This window comes from Sphingobium sp. TomMM15 (genome assembly GCF_055397045.1).
In genome coordinates, this window is sequence record NZ_AP027314.1 from 2,548,487 (window position 1) to 2,565,620 (window position 17,134).

Consider the following 17,134-nt stretch of genomic DNA (forward strand, 5'->3'; position numbering starts at 1 on the left):
TGATGGACCTCATGTCGATACGAGCAGGGCGGCGATCAAAATCCAGATGAACAGCAGGAAATGCCAGTAGACCGCGCACAGGCGAATATGGCCGGGGTCCCGCTCCGCCAGCACCCAAGCGGCGGCTACCAGGCCTCCGACGATGTGAAGACCGTGAAGCGCCGTCAGCAGATAAAAGAAGGCGTTGGCCGGATTGGACGACAGATAATAGCCGTCGCCAAGATAGTGACGCCACAGCACCCATTGACCGAAGAGGAATGCCAGGCCGAGCGCAGCGCCCGCGAGGGAAGCGCCTGCCGCTCGTCCAGTTACGTTGGATCGGCGCGCCAACTCCCACGCGATACTGCTTGCCACCAATATCCCGCTGTTGATCCACAGTAGCGGCGGGTCGGGCATGGCGACCCAGTCGTCCGCATGCCCCATGGCGGCGTGCAGCCCCATACGCATGAAATAGGCCGCGCCCAGCAGTGAGAACATGACCATTGCGACGACGAAATAGACGCGGAGCCCCACGCTCCCGGCGGACGGGCGGTTCCCGGATTGAGTCGCCGGGTCTCGGTCGCTCGCCGGTTCCCAGCTTCTCTCCGCAAGGCGCGAGAGGATTGTCATGAGCGCGGCTCGGTCTGTGGAATGAAGTCGCGCGGTGCGCCGGGCACGCTATAATCATAGGGCCAGCGATAGACGGTCGGCAGCGTCGGTCCCCAATTGCCATGTGCTGGCGGCGTCTGCGGCGTTTGCCACTCCAGGCTCGCCGCGCCCCACGGGTTCGGGTCTGCGCGCGGTCCCCAAAAACGGCTCCAGATCATGTTGAAGAAGAACAGTCCCTGCGCAGCAAAGACGATCAGTGCCGCAATGCTGATCCATTCATTGGCCAGATGCACCGACGGCGGGATGAACCCCGCTTCGCCCAACGCATAATAACGGCGCGGCACGCCCAATATGCCCAGATAATGCATCGGCAGGAAAATCGCGTACACGCCAAGGAATGTGATCCAGAAGTGGAGCTTGCCCAAAGTCTCGTTCCACATCCGGCCGAAGATCTTGGGATACCAGTGATAGATTGCGCCGAAGATCACCAGCACTGGCGACACGCCCATGACCATGTGGAAGTGCGCGACGACGAAGAAGGTATCGGACAGCGGGACGTCGACGCTGACATTGCCCAGGAATAGTCCCGACAGCCCGCCATGGATGAAGGTGAAGATGAACGCGATCGCGAACAGCATCGGCACGCGCAGATGAATGTCACCGCGCCACAATGTCAGTAGCCAGTTATAGACCTTGATCGCGGTAGGGATCGCGATGATCAGCGTCGATGTCGCAAAGAAGAACCCGAAATAGGGGTTCATCCCGCTTACATACATATGGTGCGCCCAAACGAGAAAGCTCAGGGCGCCGATGATGACGATCGCCCACACCATCATGCGATAGCCGAAGATGTTGCGCCGGGCGTGGACGCTGATCAGGTCCGATACGATGCCGAAGGCCGGCAGGGCGACGATATAGACTTCGGGATGGCCGAAGAACCAGAAGAGATGCTGGAAGAGGAGGGGGCTTCCTCCCTCTGTCGGGGTGATTGCGCCCATCGATTGCATCGTCGGCATGAAGAAGCTGGTGCCCGCGAAATGGTCGAACAGCATCATGATCGCCGCGACGAACAGCGCCGGGAAGGCGAGCAGGCCCATGATCGACGCGGTGAAGATGCCCCATACTGATAGCGGCATTCGCATCAGCGTCATGCCCTTCGTGCGCGCTTGCAGCACCGTCGTCACATAATTCAGCCCGCCCATGGTGAAAGCGGCCACGAAGATGGCGAGGCTCACCAGCATGGTGGCGATGCCCCATTGATGACCGGGTGTTCCCTCGCTGATCGCCTGCGGGGGATAGAGCGTCCAGCCCGCGCCCGTGGGTCCGCCCGGAACGAAAAAGCCCGATACGAGCACGATGACCGACAGCAAATAGAGCCAGTAGCTCAGCATATTGACGAACGGGAACACCATGTCCCGCGCGCCGATCATCAACGGGATGAGGTAATTGCCAAAGCCCCCGAGCAGCAGCGCCGTCAGCAGATAGACGACCATGATCATGCCATGCATCGACACGAACTGGAGGTAATTGTCGGGCTGGATCGCGGGGAAGGCGCCGGGAAAGCCGAGTTGCAGCCGCATAAGCGCGGACAGCACCAGTGCCACCAGCCCGATCGCGATGGCGGTCAGGCTATATTGGATGGCAATGACCTTATGATCCTGGCTCCAGACATATCTGGTGACCCAACTGTGGGGATGATGCAGCGGCCGCAGGTCGTCAGCCAGGGTGGTAGCCATCAACTCTTGCTCCAGGACGCGGGGACGCTGCAGGCATTGGCCTTGATCAGCAGGATGGACATGGCGGCAGGTGGCGTTTCGGCCAGGATTTGTCCAAAGCTCGTCTGCTGCGCTTGCCAGGCGGCGAAAGCCTTGGGCGACTCCACCACCACGCGCCCGCGCATTTCATGGTGGCCCGTGCCGCACAGTTCGGCGCAGAGGATGTCGAACGTGCCCACCTTGGTCGGGGTCATCCAGAAATAGGTGACGATGCCGGGCACGAGATCCATCTTTGCCCGGAACTCCGGCACATAGAAGTCGTGCAGCACATCCTTGGACCGCAGCACCATCTTGACCGGCTTGCCCAGCGGCAGATGCAGGTCACCCGCCTCTATGAGCACATCATCGCGTCCGAACGGGTCCAAGGGATCGAGGCCGAGCGCGTTGTCAGGCGTCACATATTTGACCGCCGCTGCGCCTAGCACGCCATCGGGTCCGGGATAGCGGAAGGACCACTGCCATTGCTGCCCCACCGCCTCAATGACAGTGGCGTCCTGCGGCACGGAAACATATCGGCCCCATGCGGCCAGACCCGGAGCCAGCATCCCCGCGATGCCGATCGCCGTCCAGAGCGTCAGCCTTTTCTCCAATGAGGCGTTTTCCGGCTCATAATGCGCCTTGTGTCCGGTGCGATGTCGGTAGCGGACCAGCACCCAGGCCAGGAACAGGTTGAGAAGGATGAAAGCGGCCGCGCAGATCCAGAGCGTTACGTCCAGCGCGGAATCAATGGAGCCCCAATTGGAAGCGATCGGCGTCCGCCACCATGGGCTGAACAGGTGAAATGCGACCGAACCAAACACCAGCAGGGCGATGGCGATCGCAATCGGCACAGGCTCTCTCCCATTGATGCAGGCGCGCCTCACAGCCATTGACCCGGCTTTAATTGAGTCGCCCCGGAAATAACCGCATTGGTAATCTATAGAAAAATCGCACCGGGTGGAAGTGGTTAGCCGCGATACCGCTTCCCGGGATTTAAGACTGCCGCGCGCGGGTGCGCGGAAGGGGGAAGGGCTGCGCCTCTTGCGTCACGCGATGCCCGAAGGGGTTAATCATTATGCCTGCGCTCTGCGACCGAAGATTGTTTGATCGGACCTGGCAAAAGCGGGAGGTTCGGCGGCCAATGAGGTCAGAATGCCGCTGTGGAGGATCTATTCATGCTATCGCAATCGGGAACGCTGAACGCGCCCCTGCTCGAGGCAATGTCTGACCGGCCGATGGAGGGGGGCTCCCGGCCCTCCAGCCTGTCGGCCCGCCAGGTCATCAAGATCATCCGGCGGCACGAACTGTTGCTCGGCGCCATCGTGTTCCTCGCGGTCCTTATCGTGCTGGTGGTTCAGTTGACCGCGACGCCCATCTATCAGGCGACGGCGACGGTGCAGGTCGAACTGAATGACGACAGCGGATCGCCCGACATGGCCGCGCGCAACCAGCAGCGCGTCGCCAACGAAGCGGGCATCTACCGGTCCCGTTCCCTTGCCGAACGCGTGGTGCAGGATTTGAAGCTCGCGTCCGATCCGCGCTTCGTCGAAGCGCCGCTTCCCGCTAACGCCGTCGTCGACAACCGCCGCCTGTCCCGCCTCGCGGGCAGGCTGATATCCAGCACATCGATTTCAAGCTCCAAGGATTCCGACTTCATCGACATCACCGTGCGATCCGAGTCGGCCGACCTGGCGTCGGAAATCGCCAATCAATATCCCGCCAGCCTTGCCGCCTACCGCTCCGTCATGCGCGACGACCGGCAGGGCAAGATCGTCAGCCAGCTGGATGACGAGCGGGCGCGGCTTGCGATCGAGGCGCATCAAGCCGAAAAGGCGGTCGCCGACTTCCGGCGCCAGCATCAGATGCTCACCGGCGCCGGCGGGTCGGAAGATTATCAACAGATCAACCGGATCGCCACCGAAGCCGCCTCCGCCGCCGCCATGCGCGCTGCACAAAGCGCGCGGGCAGCTGGCATCGCGAGCGCCGTGAGCAACATCACGACGGCGGGCGCGACGTCCCCGCTGCTCGACCAGCAAAGGCGGCAACTGGACGATCTGACCCGCACGCGCAGCGAACTCGCCATGATGTATGGGTCCGAACATCCCAAGATGCGTGGAGTAGAAGCGCAGATCGCGGAAACCACCGGCAGCATGCAGCAGGAACAGGCGAGGGTCATCGCCGCTGCCACGACCCAGGCCCAGAACGCGGCCGCCCGTGAAGCGGGCATCGCAAGGAGCGAGGCGGCCTCTGCCGCATCGCGCGCAGGCCAGTTGGAAGGAACGCTGCGTTCGATCACTGGCAAGGCATTCGCGAACACCGCCGCGACGGTCGAGTTGAACTCGCTCGAACGCAATGCGGAAGCCGCGCGCAGTGCTTTCACCGCCATGAGCACGCGTGCGCAGCAGGTGAAAGCCAGCCTCGCGGCATCGGGCATCCATTCGCGCCTGATGTCGCCTGCCGCCGTCCCGCAGGACCCGATTTCGCCCCGGCCCAAGTCCGCGACCTTCGCCGCGTTCGTCGGATCGCTGATCCTGGGGCTGCTGGTGGTGTTCGGCATCGAGCTGACGGACAACCGCCTCTGGAATGCCGAGCAGATATATCATCAGTTCGGCCTGCGCACCTTTGCCCTGCTGCCCGAGTTGGATGGCGACGCCCTGAGGTCGGCAAAGGCGAACCCGGTGCTTCAAGACCCCCAGTCGCTCTTTGCCGAGGTGGCCCGTGGGTTGGGAAGCGAGGTCGCCGAACTGGCCCAGCCGGGAAGGGCGCAGACCGTGCTGATCACCTCGCCCATTACCGGAGACGGCAAATCGACCGTCACGCTCACCCTGCTGGCTGCGGCCGTCGCCATGGGCCGCCGCGCGATCGTGATCGACCTCGATCTGCGCCGTCCCAGTGACGTTCTGCGTCCCACCGATGATGCGGGGGGGAAGCCGGACCTCATCGATTTTCTCAGCGGTGCGGTCGATGCGCGCCATATGCTTCCAACGCTCGCCCTGACGCAAAGGCCAGACGCAGAGCAGCCGTCCGAAATCACTACCTATGAACCCGTTGTCCTCAGCGCGCGTGAACCTGCGCGCAATCCGGCCGCGATCATGCGGCTGGGGAAGGTCAACGACCTGTTGGACCATCTGCGCGAACATTATGATCTCCTGATCATCAATGCGCCCCCCACGCTTGCCACGCGGGATTCGCGCATGCTGATGGATGCGGCCGATCAGACGCTGCTGGTGGTGCGGTGGGGTCGCACCACGATCGAACAGGTGCGCGCGGCGTTGCAGGTGCTGCAAAAGCCGGTGGACGGTGTCGTCATCAATCGCGTCGATTATGCGGAACACGCCCGTCGCGGCTATGGCGATCCGGTCCAGTTCTACATGGATTCAGCGGAATATTTCAGCGGCGAAATGCCGACCCCTCGCCGCTGGTATGAGCGGATGGCCCCATCGCGCTGGCGCGACCGCGCGGACCATATGGCATGACGGCCTGAAGGCTGCGCGATCCCTTCGTGCAGCCTTTCGCGGACTGGCCTGTCGTTGCGCGCGCCAGGGTAGGCGCTCTCCCCAGAGCAGAGTGCCAAGTTGCGGGCTCATCAGAAGCTGTCGGCGGGAAGAGGGCTGAAGCGCCTTTCTTCCGAAACGAACCTCATGCAATCTCATGCGCGAGATTGCAGCGCCGATCATTTGGGCCATGAAGGCTGCTGACGAACGATGGACTTAACAGGCAGGCGCGCAGAGATGCCCCGCAAAATCGCAATCGCCACTGATGCCATGGCGCCCGCATATCCTGCCCAAATTGACACGGCCACTTAACCCTTCTGTCTGGCCTTTCGAAGGCCTCAGACGGAAGAAGGGTGAATAATCCGGAAGGTGTGTCAATGGTGCCCAGGAGCGCGAGCAAGGACAACGGTCACTGGAAACCGGGAAGAGCCTTCAGCTTTCCAGCGGAGGAAGATGGCCGCGCATGCCTCTGCGTTGCGAGGGCGAAGGCAAGAAACGAGGGCTGATCACTCCCGGTCCGATCAGTGCGGGACTGACGGCGAGGAAGACGAACAGGAACCAGCATCGCCCATAAACGTGCGGCATGCCCATCACCGCGTTGGCGAAGGTTACGAGCGTCGTAACGATCGTCAGCAGCACCAGCTTCCCATATCGGGCTCTATAGCCGGCGATGCCCGCCAATATGGGAACGGTCATCAGCACCAGATAGCCCAACAGCGACAGGCCGCCACCCTCGTTCAGCAGCAGCAGGTAGAGGTTATGGACAGGAAGACCATAGCGGCTTTCCTGCCGATACTGATCCGCGCCAAGGCCGATGATGAGATTCTTGTCGGCCATCTCCAACGCTTCCCGGTTCAACTCCTGCCGGGACTCGAACGTACCCGCGGTCGAAAGATCGCCTGAGTTCAGGGCGGAAAGGACCCTGGTCTGGAATGTCGCGGGAAGATAATTCTGCCCGAATGCGAGCACAGTCGCGCCCAGCGACGCGACGATGATCAGGGTCTTGAAATTCCGTCTGCCGCCGAAGAAAATCAGGGCGGCGGCGATCATGCTGTAAAGTCCGGTATTGGAACTGGTCAGGATCACGCCCGTGATGAGAATGGCGAGGCAGGGCAGCGCAATCATCGGCCGCATCTGTTTGGACAGGAGCATCAGCCAGACGAGCGTCATCGCCATGACCGTCAGCACGCCCATGCCATTGGGATTGCCGGCAAAACCCTGTAGCCGCTTGTTGCCGGTGACGAGGGCCATCTGTTCCCTGTCGATGCTGTAATAACCGGCCGAGTAGACCATGGCGCCGAGCGCGCACATGACCACCATGCCCCAGATTCCGCATTTGATGAGGCGGACGACTTCCTCTTCCGACCGGCGCAGCAGGACGAGCGGCACGAGCAGATAGGCGAAGGAATATTGGGTAACCAACACCAGGCACCTGACCACATCGCCCTTGAAAACGCTGCCTATGAAAAGGCCGCCGCTAAGCATCAGCAGTCCCAGCACCCAGAGCCAGGTCAGACTGGCAAAGGGCGACGCCACCCTCCCTGTCGACACACGCAGGAAGAAGGCGCCTGCGAACATCACGTCGCTTATGGTTATGTAAAGGCTGGGATGGCGGAAGGCGTTGTAAGGCGCGAAAAACACCGCGCCTTGCAACAGGACGAATTCCCATCTGTGGAGTTCGTCCGTCCAGAATTGCGTTCGTTCCTGGGCGGGGCTGGCACGACGGCCGCCGGGCAGTGGATAATGGCTTGCCTGATACTGACTGGTTTGCACGCCTGGCGCTCCGGCTATTTTTCTGCCTTGTTCCGCGACTAGGATGCAAATCTGGCCGGACTTAGTCCATTGCACATAATGCCTGCCCGGCGTTCAAAAGGGCAGGGGACGATATCCGATTGGGTAGGGGGTCAGGCAATGAAAACGGATGGTTAGCACCGCTCAATGCTACCTCTGTTCTTCAGCGATTTTCACACGCTTGCCGAATAACCAGCCGTCTCGCGCGTCGCGCCTTTCGGCGGGAAAGCGGCAGGGCTGGCCTTGGGCGGAGAGGGCCTAGCGCTGTCAGCTGCCAGACCATGCAGTCCCTGTCCTGCTGCCCATATGGCTGCCTGGGTACGATTGGACACCCGCAGTTTGCGCAGGACCGCTTTCACATGAACCTTGACTGTGGCTTCGCTGATCGAAAGCTCGCGGGAGATGACTTTGTTGGGCAGCCCTGCGATAAGGCGCCGCAATATCTCCATTTCCCGTGCCGACAGATTGGCGCAGTCGATAGATACCGCGTTGGGCGTTTCCTCGCAGACGGCGGATTGATCGATCAACTTCTGGGCCAGTTGCGAAGGAAAGATCTTTTCCCCCAACGCGATCAGGTCGAGATACCCTCCCAATCGTTCGCAAGACAGGTCATTGATCAGATAGCCTTCGGCGCCCGATCGAAAAGCATCCAGCATTGCGTCGAAATCGAACTTGTTGGCGAGTATCGCGATCCGCGCGCTTGGATAATATTCGCGCGCTTGGGCAAGCGCCGCGCCGTTCCATTCCATGTCCTGATCTTCGATCAGCAGCAAAAGGCAGTCGGAATCGGCGACGTGGGCGGGGCAAGGCTCGTCCAGTCTGGCCCCGGTATAGAGGATCTGACGCTGTTGTGACGAAAGAAGCCGCCGGAGACCCTCTCTGACGATGGAGCTTCCGCCCACAAGCACAACATCTGAATCCATTGTCATCGTCCGCCTCCCTCAACACCACAGAAAGACTGTGATGGATTGAATGCAAAAGCACTTGCTGAAGGCGACCCCTGTCTTATCGGGTCGGAGAGTATCACAAATGCAGCGTTGAACAATAGGCGTAACATTTTGGAAAAATTTAACTTACGTGAAGATCGTGCGTTGGCGCGATTTCGCTAACCGCTTGTCTATTCATGAATTTGTCTGAACCATCCCAAATAGCAAGGAAGCGCTGTCCTTTAGGGTGGCCTGATGACATGTGCTGAACAGCATGTGCGATTCGAGCGTAACCTATTGTGGAAATGATCTTCTGGCAGCGGCTTGGATTTAGCCCGTCAGTCGATGTCGTGGGCGAATACGACCCGGCGCACATGTCAATTAGCCAAAAGACTTAATCCAGCTTCCTCCCGCAAATCATTCGGGGCGACGGCCTGCGGATATTCTGCTCGTTCGGCCAACGCCCGCACCGATTCCTGCCACAAGGGATGATAGCTGTCTGGTTCATTGCGGCCGGGGGCCAAGTTGTTACCGTTTTACTCGTGATCTGGACGATCGCGCTCCGCATGCTGCGACAGGCCCTCTTTGGCAGCATGCGGGGCTTGTTCGTCGGAGGTCCTTCTCTTGAACCGCAAGGGTTTTGCTATGGATGCGAGCGCGCCGCCCGCTGGATCTGACCCGCTTCTCGACGATCTCGCAGACCCGCGGGCGGAGGTTTCCGCTGGTGGGCCTGGATGGGCGATATTGCTGCACGATCTGCTGACGCGGCCGACCGGCTTTCCCGGCCCGGCCCGCTTTGCAGCGCTGATGCTGATCGACGCGTCGTTGATCCTGACCACCCTGCTTCTGGTCGTGATGGCCATACCGGGCAGCGTTTCGGCGGCCTTCTATGACCGTCCCAGCCTCATGATCTTCTTCACCCTGGTGGCGGTGTTCGCTCTCTGCCTGACGGGCCTTTACTGGCGAAGCTGGCGCTTTCTCTCCTTCGGCGACTGCATCGCGCTTTCGACAGGGGTCGCGGGCGGAGCGACGGCGGCATGGAGCATGTGCCTGATCATCTCGGCAAAGATACGGGCCGTGCCGCTGGAGGCGGTCGGCTTCGCGCTGCTGCATTCGGCATTGCTGCTGGTGGCGATGATCGGCGTGCGAACGGTGCGCCGGGGCCTGCGCGAATTCGCCTTGGCGCATATCGTCCCTCCCGGCGGCGGTCACAACATATTGCTGCTGGGCGAGTTGGACTGGATACGGTCGCTGATGGACATGCTTCGCGCCGAGCGGACCAATCGGTTCAATGTCGTCGGCGCGCTGACCTTTGACGGACGCGAGACGCGGTTGCAGGTCGCCGGTGTACCTGTGCTGGGTTCGCCCGACAAATTGCCGCAGATCGTTGAGATGCTGGCGACGCGGGGGCTGAAGCCCGAAAGCCTCGTCATACGCGGCGACAGGACGATGCCGCGCCGGTCCTTCTCCCATCTGGTGAAGTTGGCCGATCAGTGCGACCTGACAGTTGCGCACGCCAATGACCTGCAAAAGGCGAAGGACGGAACGGCGCGCCTGGAAATCAAGCAGTTCGAGCTGGCCGACCTGCTCGGCCGACCCGAAGTCTCCCTCCAGCGCAGCATCGTGGATCGGCTGATCCGTGCCCGCCGGATATTGGTGACGGGCGCGGGCGGCACGATCGGCGGTGAACTTGTGCGGCAGATCGCCACCTTCCGCCCCGCGGAGATCGTTCTCCTCGATCATTGCGAGTTCAATCTTTACACCATCGAGATGCAGGCGCGGGACAAGTTCCCGGATCTCATCTGCCGGCCCGAACTCTGCTCGATCCGCGACCGCGCGGCGCTCGACGACGTCTTCCAGCGTCATCAGCCGGAGGTTGTCTTCCATGCCGCCGCGCTCAAACATGTGCCCATTGTCGAGGCCAATCCGTGCGAGGGCGCCCATACAAATGTGCTTGGCACGCGAAACGTCGCGGATGCCGTCTGCGCTTATGGCTCGCTCGCGATGATCCAGGTGTCGACGGACAAGGCGGTCAATCCGGTGGGCGTCATGGGCGCCACCAAGCGCCTCGGCGAACTCTACTGCCAGGCGCTTGACCTGATCGGCCAGTGCGACCCGGACAGCCCGCGTTTCATGACGGTGCGGTTCGGCAATGTGCTGGGTTCCAGCGGATCGCTTGTGCCCCTGCTCCAGCAGCAGATGGCCGCCGGAAAGCCGCTCACCATCACGCACCCGGACATCAAGCGCTATTTCATGACCGTGGGCGAAGCGGTGCAACTCATCCTGCAAAGCAGCGCCCGCGCCATGGAAACCAACATTGATCGCGGCACCATCTTCGTTCTCGATATGGGCGAGCCGATCAAGATCGTGGATATCGCCCGGCGGATGATCCGGCTCGCGGGCCTGCGTCCGGACATCGACGTGCCGATCAAGTTCGTTGGCCTTCGTCCCGGCGAGAAGCTTTACGAGGAATTGTTCGACACCACGGAGGAACAACTTCGCTCCACCATCCCCGGCGTGATCGAGGCAAGCCCCTGCCCGGTCCCGCTCGAAAAGCTGGTGAATGCCTTCACCGAATTGGCAAACCTCATCCATACCCATGACGAGGATGGGGTGCGCGACCTGATGAAGGAATTGCTGCGCGCGCCCGCCCAATCGAACTGGGCAAAAACGCTGCGAGAATTGACTCGGGAGATCGACCTTGTCGGCAAGGCTGCGAATGAATGACCGGGTGCCAGCGTTTGCGCGACCGATGCCCATGATCCTGGGGATGAGGATATGAATCGCATAGCCCAGACGCGCGAACTAGGTGCTGCGGCCGTCGCCATCCCGCCTTTCCCGCCGCCAGACCGGCGCTGGCCCCAATATGAGCCGGACGAGATCGATGCCGTGGTCCGGGTGCTGGAAAGCGGCCGCGTCAACTCGCTGGTACATGGTGACGAGTGCCGCGCCTTCGAACGCGAGTTCGCGCTGTATTGCGGCATGCCCCATGCGATCTCTCTCGCCAACGGCACGCTGGCGCTGGAGCTGGCGTTTCGTGCGCTGGGCGTCGGGCCGGGCGATGAGGTGATCGTTCCCGCCCGCAGCTTCTTCGCCAGCGCCTCTGCCGTGGCGGCGGTCGGCGCGGTGCCGGTATTTGCCGACATCGACGCCAACAGCCACACGATTGATCCCGCAGCCGTCGTTCCGCTGATCAACGGACGGACGAGGGCCATATTGTGCGTCCATCTGGCTGGCTGGCCCTGTGACATGGACGCGCTGTCGGCGATCGCGAACGGGCATGGCCTGTGGCTGGTGGAGGACTGTGCCCAGGCGCACGGCGCCGCCATCGATGGAAGGAAGGTCGGCTCCTTCGGCCACGCGGCCGCCTTCTCCTTCTGCACCGACAAGATCATGTCGACGGGCGGGGAAGGGGGCATGTTGCTGCTGAAGGACGAAGCGCATTGGGAACGCGCCTGGGCCTATAAGGACCATGGCAAGAATGTCGCGATGCTCTCGGCGCCTGCGTCGGGCAACGCCTTCCGCTACCTGCATGAAAGTTTCGGCACCAACTGGCGGCTGACGGAAATGCAGGCCGCGATCGGGCGGGCGCAGCTACGCAAGCTGCCGTCCTGGCTGGCGCGGCGACGCGCCAATGCCGCCATACTGCGCGAAGGACTGGGCCATCATCCCCTGATCCATGTGCCACAGGTGCCGCAGGGGGTGGATCACGCCTTCTACAAATTCTACCTCATGTTGGATGCGGCGGTCGCAAGGCCCGCCCTTATCGCCGCGTTGGCCCGTGATGGCATACCCGCCGGAACGGGATCATGCCCCGACATGTCCCGGGAATTGGCAGTCCGGAACAGTGCGCGTCCCAATCGCCATCCCCTGCCGATCGCCGCCGAAGTGGGCGAACGCAGCCTGATGCTGCCGGTCGATCATCTGCTGGGCGATGAAGCGATACAAATCATCATCGACGCGCTGCTGGAGGCGCTAGAGAGTGCGCATGAAGGCGACCAGAGTTTATCCTTTGCGAACAAATAACTATCCAGCAGCAATTGACATTAATGTATTTCTGTTCTGAAACTGTAACAAAAATGGCCAGAAGTGGCCAGGAAATGGGAGGTGGTCATGCGGCTAGTTCACTCTATCGGCATTTCCCTGATGCTCGCGCTTTCGGCCTGCACCGGCTCTGTGTCCGGCCTGCCTGCCGTTTCCACGGCCAACGCCGATCAATATCGGCTTGGCCCGGGTGATGAACTCCGCATCATCGTCCCCGGCTTTACCGAAATCGACAATGGCACGGCCTTCGTCGTCAATGATCGCGGCGAACTGACGTTGCCGCTGATGGGCGGGATCCCGGTCAGGGGATCGACCATCCCCGAACTGGAACAGCGCATCGCCGCCCTGCTGGTGGAAAAACGGCTGATGGTCTCGCCCGCCGTCAGTGTTCAGCCAGTGAAGCTGCGGCCCATCTACATCCTTGGCGAAGTGCGTAGCCCCGGCGAATATCCCTATCGGCCCGGTATGACAGTCGTCACCGCAGTATCGGTGGCAGGCGGGTACACATTTCGCGCCAATCGCAACACGGTTGCCATCATCCGTCAGGTGAATGGCCAAGCGTCCACCGCCAAGGCTTCCGAAAATACGCCGATCCAGCCGGGTGACACCATCAAAGTCGTGGAGAAATGGTTTTGACAGCAAAGCGCCTCATCCCCTTCTGCTCATGCGTCATTTTGACGGGCATGGCCCTTCCCGCTGCCGCACAGCAGTTGGATCGAGCCACGCCGTTGCTGGAAACGCCGGAGGAATATGAGGCGAGAGCGGTACAGTTGGGGAGGATATCGGCCTATCTTGGGGCGGATGCCCGGCTTGAATATGATTCCAACATCTACGCCCTGTCCTCGAATGAAGTCGACGATGAGCGCCTGACCATCTCGCCTTGGCTCAACCTGAGGCTGAGCGATAACAAGTTCGAACTGGCGGCGCAGGCGCGCGGTGTAGTCCGGCGCTATTTCAAGAATGACAGTGAAAATTCCGAAGGCATAAATACCAGCATCGGCGGCGTATATCACCTGTCTGGCGCCGATAATATTACCGCTAGCGCGGGCTGGATGCGGCTGGTCGAGGACCGCGGCGAACCTGAATCCCGCACGGGCGTCGGCACGCCGCCGCGCAGATATGACCAGTGGCAAAGTGACCTTGGCTATACGCATCAGGGCGCCCGCTTCAATCTCGGCGTGAAGGGCACCTGGCTGAAGAACAACGCCCTAGCCGCCGTCGATGCCGAACGCGACTTCGACCAATATTCCGGCTCTGCCCGGTTGGGATATCGGGTCAGCGGCATGATGAATGTGTTCGGCGAGGGTTTTGTCAACCGGCGCGAGTTCCGGTTGCCGGTGGACGCGTCGGGTGTAGACCGCGATTCCAAAACCTATGGCGCACGGGCAGGGGTCGCCTTTGAACCCGGCGGCCTGATCCGTGGCGAAGCGTCCGTCGGCGTGTTCCGCTTCAACCCCGATGACGCGCGATTTGACAGCAGGACCGGCCTGTCGGTTTCGGCCGGGCTGACCTACACGCCTTCGCCCAGATGGGCGGTCACGCTCGATGGGTTCCGGGGCGATGTCGCCACCGTCCGCACCGGCGCGCAATCGCGGACTGACACGAGATTCCGGCTGGGTGTGCAGAATGAGATTTATCACAATCTGCGCTGGCAGGCTTCCGTGCTGTACCGCCGCAGCAGTTTCATTGGGTCGGGCCAGCACGAACGGACGATCGCCGGTGTGGCTGAAGTCGAATATCTGGTGAACCGCAATATTTCCTTCGCGCTTACCGGCCGCATCGCCAATCGCGACAGCACAAGAGCGTTCGACGATTTCGACCGCTCGATCGTCGGCGTGGAAATCCGCCTGCAATATTGATTGGATAGAGGATCAGCGTATCTGCCGTCCGGCCATGACTTCGCGATGGGCGAAATCCAGAAATTCGTCCAGATTCAGCCAATTGTCATGGTCGGCATCCTGCCAGGCATCATTGCGCCGGGCGTTCATGCCATTGGCCCGCTCCCAGCTGTCGGCCATCCCGTCCTCATCCAGATCGACATAGGGCGTTCCGGACGCAATCCGGGGTAGCGGGCGTGGTCCGTTTCGCATTCTTGCGTTACGCAGGATATTCCCTGTCCGGTTGCGAACATCGCTGACGGTACGTAGGTCGAGCGCATCTCGCGGAAATGCTCCAGCGCCGTCCAGTACCTGGATATAGGCCTTTTCGGGTGAGGCGACCTTCATGCTGAGGGGGCAGACGGGCCGCCCCACACGCGCAGCGGCTGCGGCGCGGGTCGTCATGACCTTGACCTGATCCAGCCTGTTGGCGGCCATGAATATTTCCGATTGGCCCGTGCTGGCGCCCACATCACGATCTATTGCAGCAATCTTGTCCGTGCCGTCTGGACCGTTTTTGTAATAGTTGCCGACGATGTTGACGGGCGTTCCGCCATAGATTTCCTGCACGCGGGTGAATTGCGACCTGGCGTTATAAAGAATATTGTTGACGATCTCCACGCATGACTTGGGCGTGAAATTCACGTCCGGACTTCTGCTTCCATTATGAGCGCACAGGTTGCGGATGAAGCTGACCTTCTGCGGCTCCCGCGGGTCGAAAGCGAGCATCGCGCATTTGCTCCGCCGGGAAATGCCCTCTGTAAAGATGGAGTTGGACATTGTGACATTGTCGTTCACGCCAAAACCGCCGATGATCTGACCTAATGCCCAGGCACCGCTGACATGATCGAAGATGATGTTGTGGCTGTTCTCAAAAAGAAATGATCCGTTGCTGGCGGCAGCATTCCCGTTGAGATCGGTTCGTACGCGGATATGGCGAATGATCACGTCATGCGTATTTTTGGCAACGATCGGGGTGTTGCCGCTTTCGCCTCCCGCATGGGTGATCAATATTCCGCCGCCAGGCGCGGTCTGACCGGCGACGGTGATATAGGGGTGGCGTATCACGGGCCGATCCGTCGTGAAACGGATCACGCCAGCGACGCGGAAGATGCACACGCGCGGCTTTTTGGCCTCTATGCATGCGCGCAGGGAACCGGGGCCGTGGTCCGCCAGCGTGGTGACCGGCATGATCACGCCGCCACGTCCGCCACGGGTCCGTCGGCCAAAGCCTTCGGCTCCGGGGAACGCTTCGGCACCGGGTACTTCGGGCAAAACTGAAGTTCCGTCGGAATTGCCGGTGCCCGTCAATTGCCGCACGATATCGGAAGGCGTGACAAACGGAGCCACCAGTAGCGCGGCGATCCCGACACCCAGGGCGGCCACCGCATTCGAACTCACCATCGCCTCCGGTTCCGGCGCGGCCCCGTCCCGAGGAGCGACTGATAGATTGCGGACACTTGCGAGGCATGCTGCTCCACGCCGTAACGGCGGTTCGCCAGGATCTGCGCCTGCGCGGCGATCGCCGTCAGGCGATCGGGACAATCGAGCAGCTCGACGATGGCCCGCCCCATGGTGGCGGGATCATCGGGTTCGACCAGCATGCCCGTCACGCCATGGTCGATCGCTTCGATATTACCGCCCGATGCGGCAGCAATTACGGGCGTGCCGAGCAGCATGGCTTCGATCAGGGACCGGCCAAAGGGCTCGTTGACGGCCGTCACCACATGAATGTCGCAGCCCGCCATCAACGCGGCGGAGGGATAGCGAAAGCCCATGAGGCACAGGCGATCGCTTACGCCCAGCGCCTTGGCTTTTTCGCTGATCTGTTCCTCTATCCCGTCCGTCAACGGCAATCCGAACATCAATCCCATCACGGGCAGTTCGGGCCGCGTCCGGGCAATATGTGCCAGCGTCTCCACGAACATCAGCGGCCTTTTGCGGTCGATGAAGTGGCCGAAAAAGCCAAGAAGGCGGGTGTCGGGATCGACGCCCAGCTCCGATGTCAGCGCCAGATGCGCCTGCGCCCGGTCGATCGGCTCGGCGTCCGCGTCGAAGGGACTGTAGATGACGGAAGTCTTGCGCGCCGCGCGCTTGAGACGGCGCACCTCGGACAAGGCATAGGCGGATACGCCGACGATGCGATCCGCCGCGAAGGGGGCGACGAAGCGGACGCCTCGGGCATCATGACTGCCCCTATGGTGCCACAGCATCTTGGCCCCTGCCAGACGCGCGGGCAGTGCCCAGGACATATGCATCGGCCCATCATTGGTATGGACGATCCGGACGTCGTTCAGCCTCAGAAAACGGGTCATGCGCCACTGATCGATCAAGGCGCTCACCGTCTCCGCCTTGCCTCCCGCTTTGGGAACGCCAGGCGATTCGCCGAAGAATCGGGTATCGGGCAGAGTGACGAACTCCAGCCCCTCGGATCGCAGGAAATCGCCGAACTGCCCCGATCCATAATGCAGGACGATGAGGGGGGAGAAGCGGCTCCGATCCAGCTGATGGATGAGCTTGGTCGCGGAGATATGGCTGCCTCCCATGGCGCCCCCCGCAAAGGGGAAGCAGATGCGCGCCGGGGCAGCGTTCCCGGCTTCGCGGTACAGGGCCGCAGCGGTTCCGGACAGAGGGGGGGAGGCGGGCAAGACCTGCAACAT

Annotated in this window: 12 protein-coding genes; 5 read left to right on the forward strand and 7 right to left on the reverse strand. The window is 61.5% G+C overall.

Annotated elements, in window-relative coordinates:
- Window positions 1-9: 9 nt before the first annotated feature.
- From ACZ51H_RS12690 to ACZ51H_RS12700, 3 genes are read right to left on the reverse strand one after another with little or no spacing between them, the layout of a single operon-like run.
- On the reverse strand, window positions 10-609 hold the full coding sequence (locus ACZ51H_RS12690; protein WP_464802032.1) for a cytochrome c oxidase subunit 3 family protein: 600 nt from the start codon (window positions 607-609) through the stop codon (window positions 10-12).
- Window positions 606-2,324, reverse strand: a complete 1,719-nt coding sequence (locus ACZ51H_RS12695) for a cytochrome c oxidase subunit I (RefSeq protein WP_464802033.1) — start codon at window positions 2,322-2,324, stop codon at window positions 606-608. Before ACZ51H_RS12695 ends, ACZ51H_RS12690 begins: the two co-directional genes overlap by 4 nt.
- On the reverse strand, window positions 2,324-3,193 hold the full coding sequence (locus ACZ51H_RS12700; protein WP_464771726.1) for a cytochrome c oxidase subunit II: 870 nt from the start codon (window positions 3,191-3,193) through the stop codon (window positions 2,324-2,326). The genes ACZ51H_RS12695 and ACZ51H_RS12700 overlap by 1 nt, the downstream gene beginning before the upstream one ends.
- Before the next feature lie 324 nt (window positions 3,194-3,517).
- On the opposite strand from ACZ51H_RS12700, the gene ACZ51H_RS12705 reads away from it, so the two are divergent.
- Window positions 3,518-5,818 carry a GumC family protein gene (locus tag ACZ51H_RS12705; RefSeq protein WP_464771727.1) on the forward strand — a complete coding sequence of 767 codons (2,301 nt, stop codon included), beginning with the start codon at window positions 3,518-3,520 and terminating at the stop codon, window positions 5,816-5,818.
- Window positions 5,819-6,268: 450 nt separating this feature from the next.
- Here the strand turns inward: ACZ51H_RS12705 and ACZ51H_RS12710 are convergent, their stop codons facing one another.
- On the reverse strand, window positions 6,269-7,609 hold the full coding sequence (locus tag ACZ51H_RS12710; protein WP_460987271.1) for an O-antigen ligase family protein: 1,341 nt from the start codon (window positions 7,607-7,609) through the stop codon (window positions 6,269-6,271).
- 191 nt (window positions 7,610-7,800) lie between these two features.
- On the reverse strand, window positions 7,801-8,556 hold the full coding sequence (locus ACZ51H_RS12715; protein WP_460987272.1) for a LuxR C-terminal-related transcriptional regulator: 756 nt from the start codon (window positions 8,554-8,556) through the stop codon (window positions 7,801-7,803).
- Between the two features lie 642 nt (window positions 8,557-9,198).
- On the opposite strand from ACZ51H_RS12715, the gene ACZ51H_RS12720 reads away from it, so the two are divergent.
- The 4 genes from ACZ51H_RS12720 to ACZ51H_RS12735 all read left to right on the forward strand — a co-directional run bounded on the left by ACZ51H_RS12720 (window position 9,199) and on the right by ACZ51H_RS12735 (window position 14,456).
- A complete protein-coding gene (locus ACZ51H_RS12720; protein WP_449470909.1) occupies window positions 9,199-11,280 on the forward strand; it encodes a polysaccharide biosynthesis protein in 2,082 nt (693 codons plus the stop codon).
- Window positions 11,281-11,331: 51 nt separating this feature from the next.
- Window positions 11,332-12,579, forward strand: a complete 1,248-nt coding sequence (locus tag ACZ51H_RS12725) for a DegT/DnrJ/EryC1/StrS family aminotransferase (protein WP_464802034.1) — start codon at window positions 11,332-11,334, stop codon at window positions 12,577-12,579.
- Window positions 12,580-12,666: 87 nt separating this feature from the next.
- Window positions 12,667-13,233, forward strand: a complete 567-nt coding sequence (locus ACZ51H_RS12730) for a polysaccharide biosynthesis/export family protein (protein WP_196225176.1) — start codon at window positions 12,667-12,669, stop codon at window positions 13,231-13,233.
- Window positions 13,230-14,456 carry an outer membrane beta-barrel protein gene (locus ACZ51H_RS12735; RefSeq protein WP_464802035.1) on the forward strand — a complete coding sequence of 409 codons (1,227 nt, stop codon included), beginning with the start codon at window positions 13,230-13,232 and terminating at the stop codon, window positions 14,454-14,456. Before ACZ51H_RS12730 ends, ACZ51H_RS12735 begins: the two co-directional genes overlap by 4 nt.
- A 12-nt stretch (window positions 14,457-14,468) precedes the next feature.
- Here ACZ51H_RS12735 and ACZ51H_RS12740 read toward each other — a convergent pair whose 3' ends face one another.
- On the reverse strand, window positions 14,469-15,878 hold the full coding sequence (locus ACZ51H_RS12740; RefSeq protein WP_464802036.1) for a pectate lyase: 1,410 nt from the start codon (window positions 15,876-15,878) through the stop codon (window positions 14,469-14,471).
- Window positions 15,872-17,134 carry a glycosyltransferase family 4 protein gene (locus tag ACZ51H_RS12745; protein WP_464802037.1) on the reverse strand — a complete coding sequence of 421 codons (1,263 nt, stop codon included), beginning with the start codon at window positions 17,132-17,134 and terminating at the stop codon, window positions 15,872-15,874. Before ACZ51H_RS12745 ends, ACZ51H_RS12740 begins: the two co-directional genes overlap by 7 nt.

What these genes read in the sequence shown, in the direction of transcription:
- ACZ51H_RS12690 (WP_464802032.1), bottom strand. Translation starts at nt 609, where the DNA reads ATGACAATCCTCTCGCGCCTTGCGGAGAGAAGCTGGGAACCGGCGAGC.
- ACZ51H_RS12695 (WP_464802033.1), bottom strand. Translation starts at nt 2,324, where the DNA reads ATGGCTACCACCCTGGCTGACGACCTGCGGCCGCTGCATCATCCCCAC.
- ACZ51H_RS12705 (WP_464771727.1), top strand. Translation starts at nt 3,518, where the DNA reads ATGCTATCGCAATCGGGAACGCTGAACGCGCCCCTGCTCGAGGCAATG.
- ACZ51H_RS12715 (WP_460987272.1), bottom strand. Translation starts at nt 8,556, where the DNA reads ATGACAATGGATTCAGATGTTGTGCTTGTGGGCGGAAGCTCCATCGTC.
- ACZ51H_RS12720 (WP_449470909.1), top strand. Translation starts at nt 9,199, where the DNA reads ATGGATGCGAGCGCGCCGCCCGCTGGATCTGACCCGCTTCTCGACGAT.
- ACZ51H_RS12725 (WP_464802034.1), top strand. Translation starts at nt 11,332, where the DNA reads ATGAATCGCATAGCCCAGACGCGCGAACTAGGTGCTGCGGCCGTCGCC.
- ACZ51H_RS12730 (WP_196225176.1), top strand. Translation starts at nt 12,667, where the DNA reads ATGCGGCTAGTTCACTCTATCGGCATTTCCCTGATGCTCGCGCTTTCG.
- ACZ51H_RS12740 (WP_464802036.1), bottom strand. Translation starts at nt 15,878, where the DNA reads ATGGTGAGTTCGAATGCGGTGGCCGCCCTGGGTGTCGGGATCGCCGCG.
- ACZ51H_RS12745 (WP_464802037.1), bottom strand. Translation starts at nt 17,134, where the DNA reads ATGTTGCAGGTCTTGCCCGCCTCCCCCCCTCTGTCCGGAACCGCTGCG.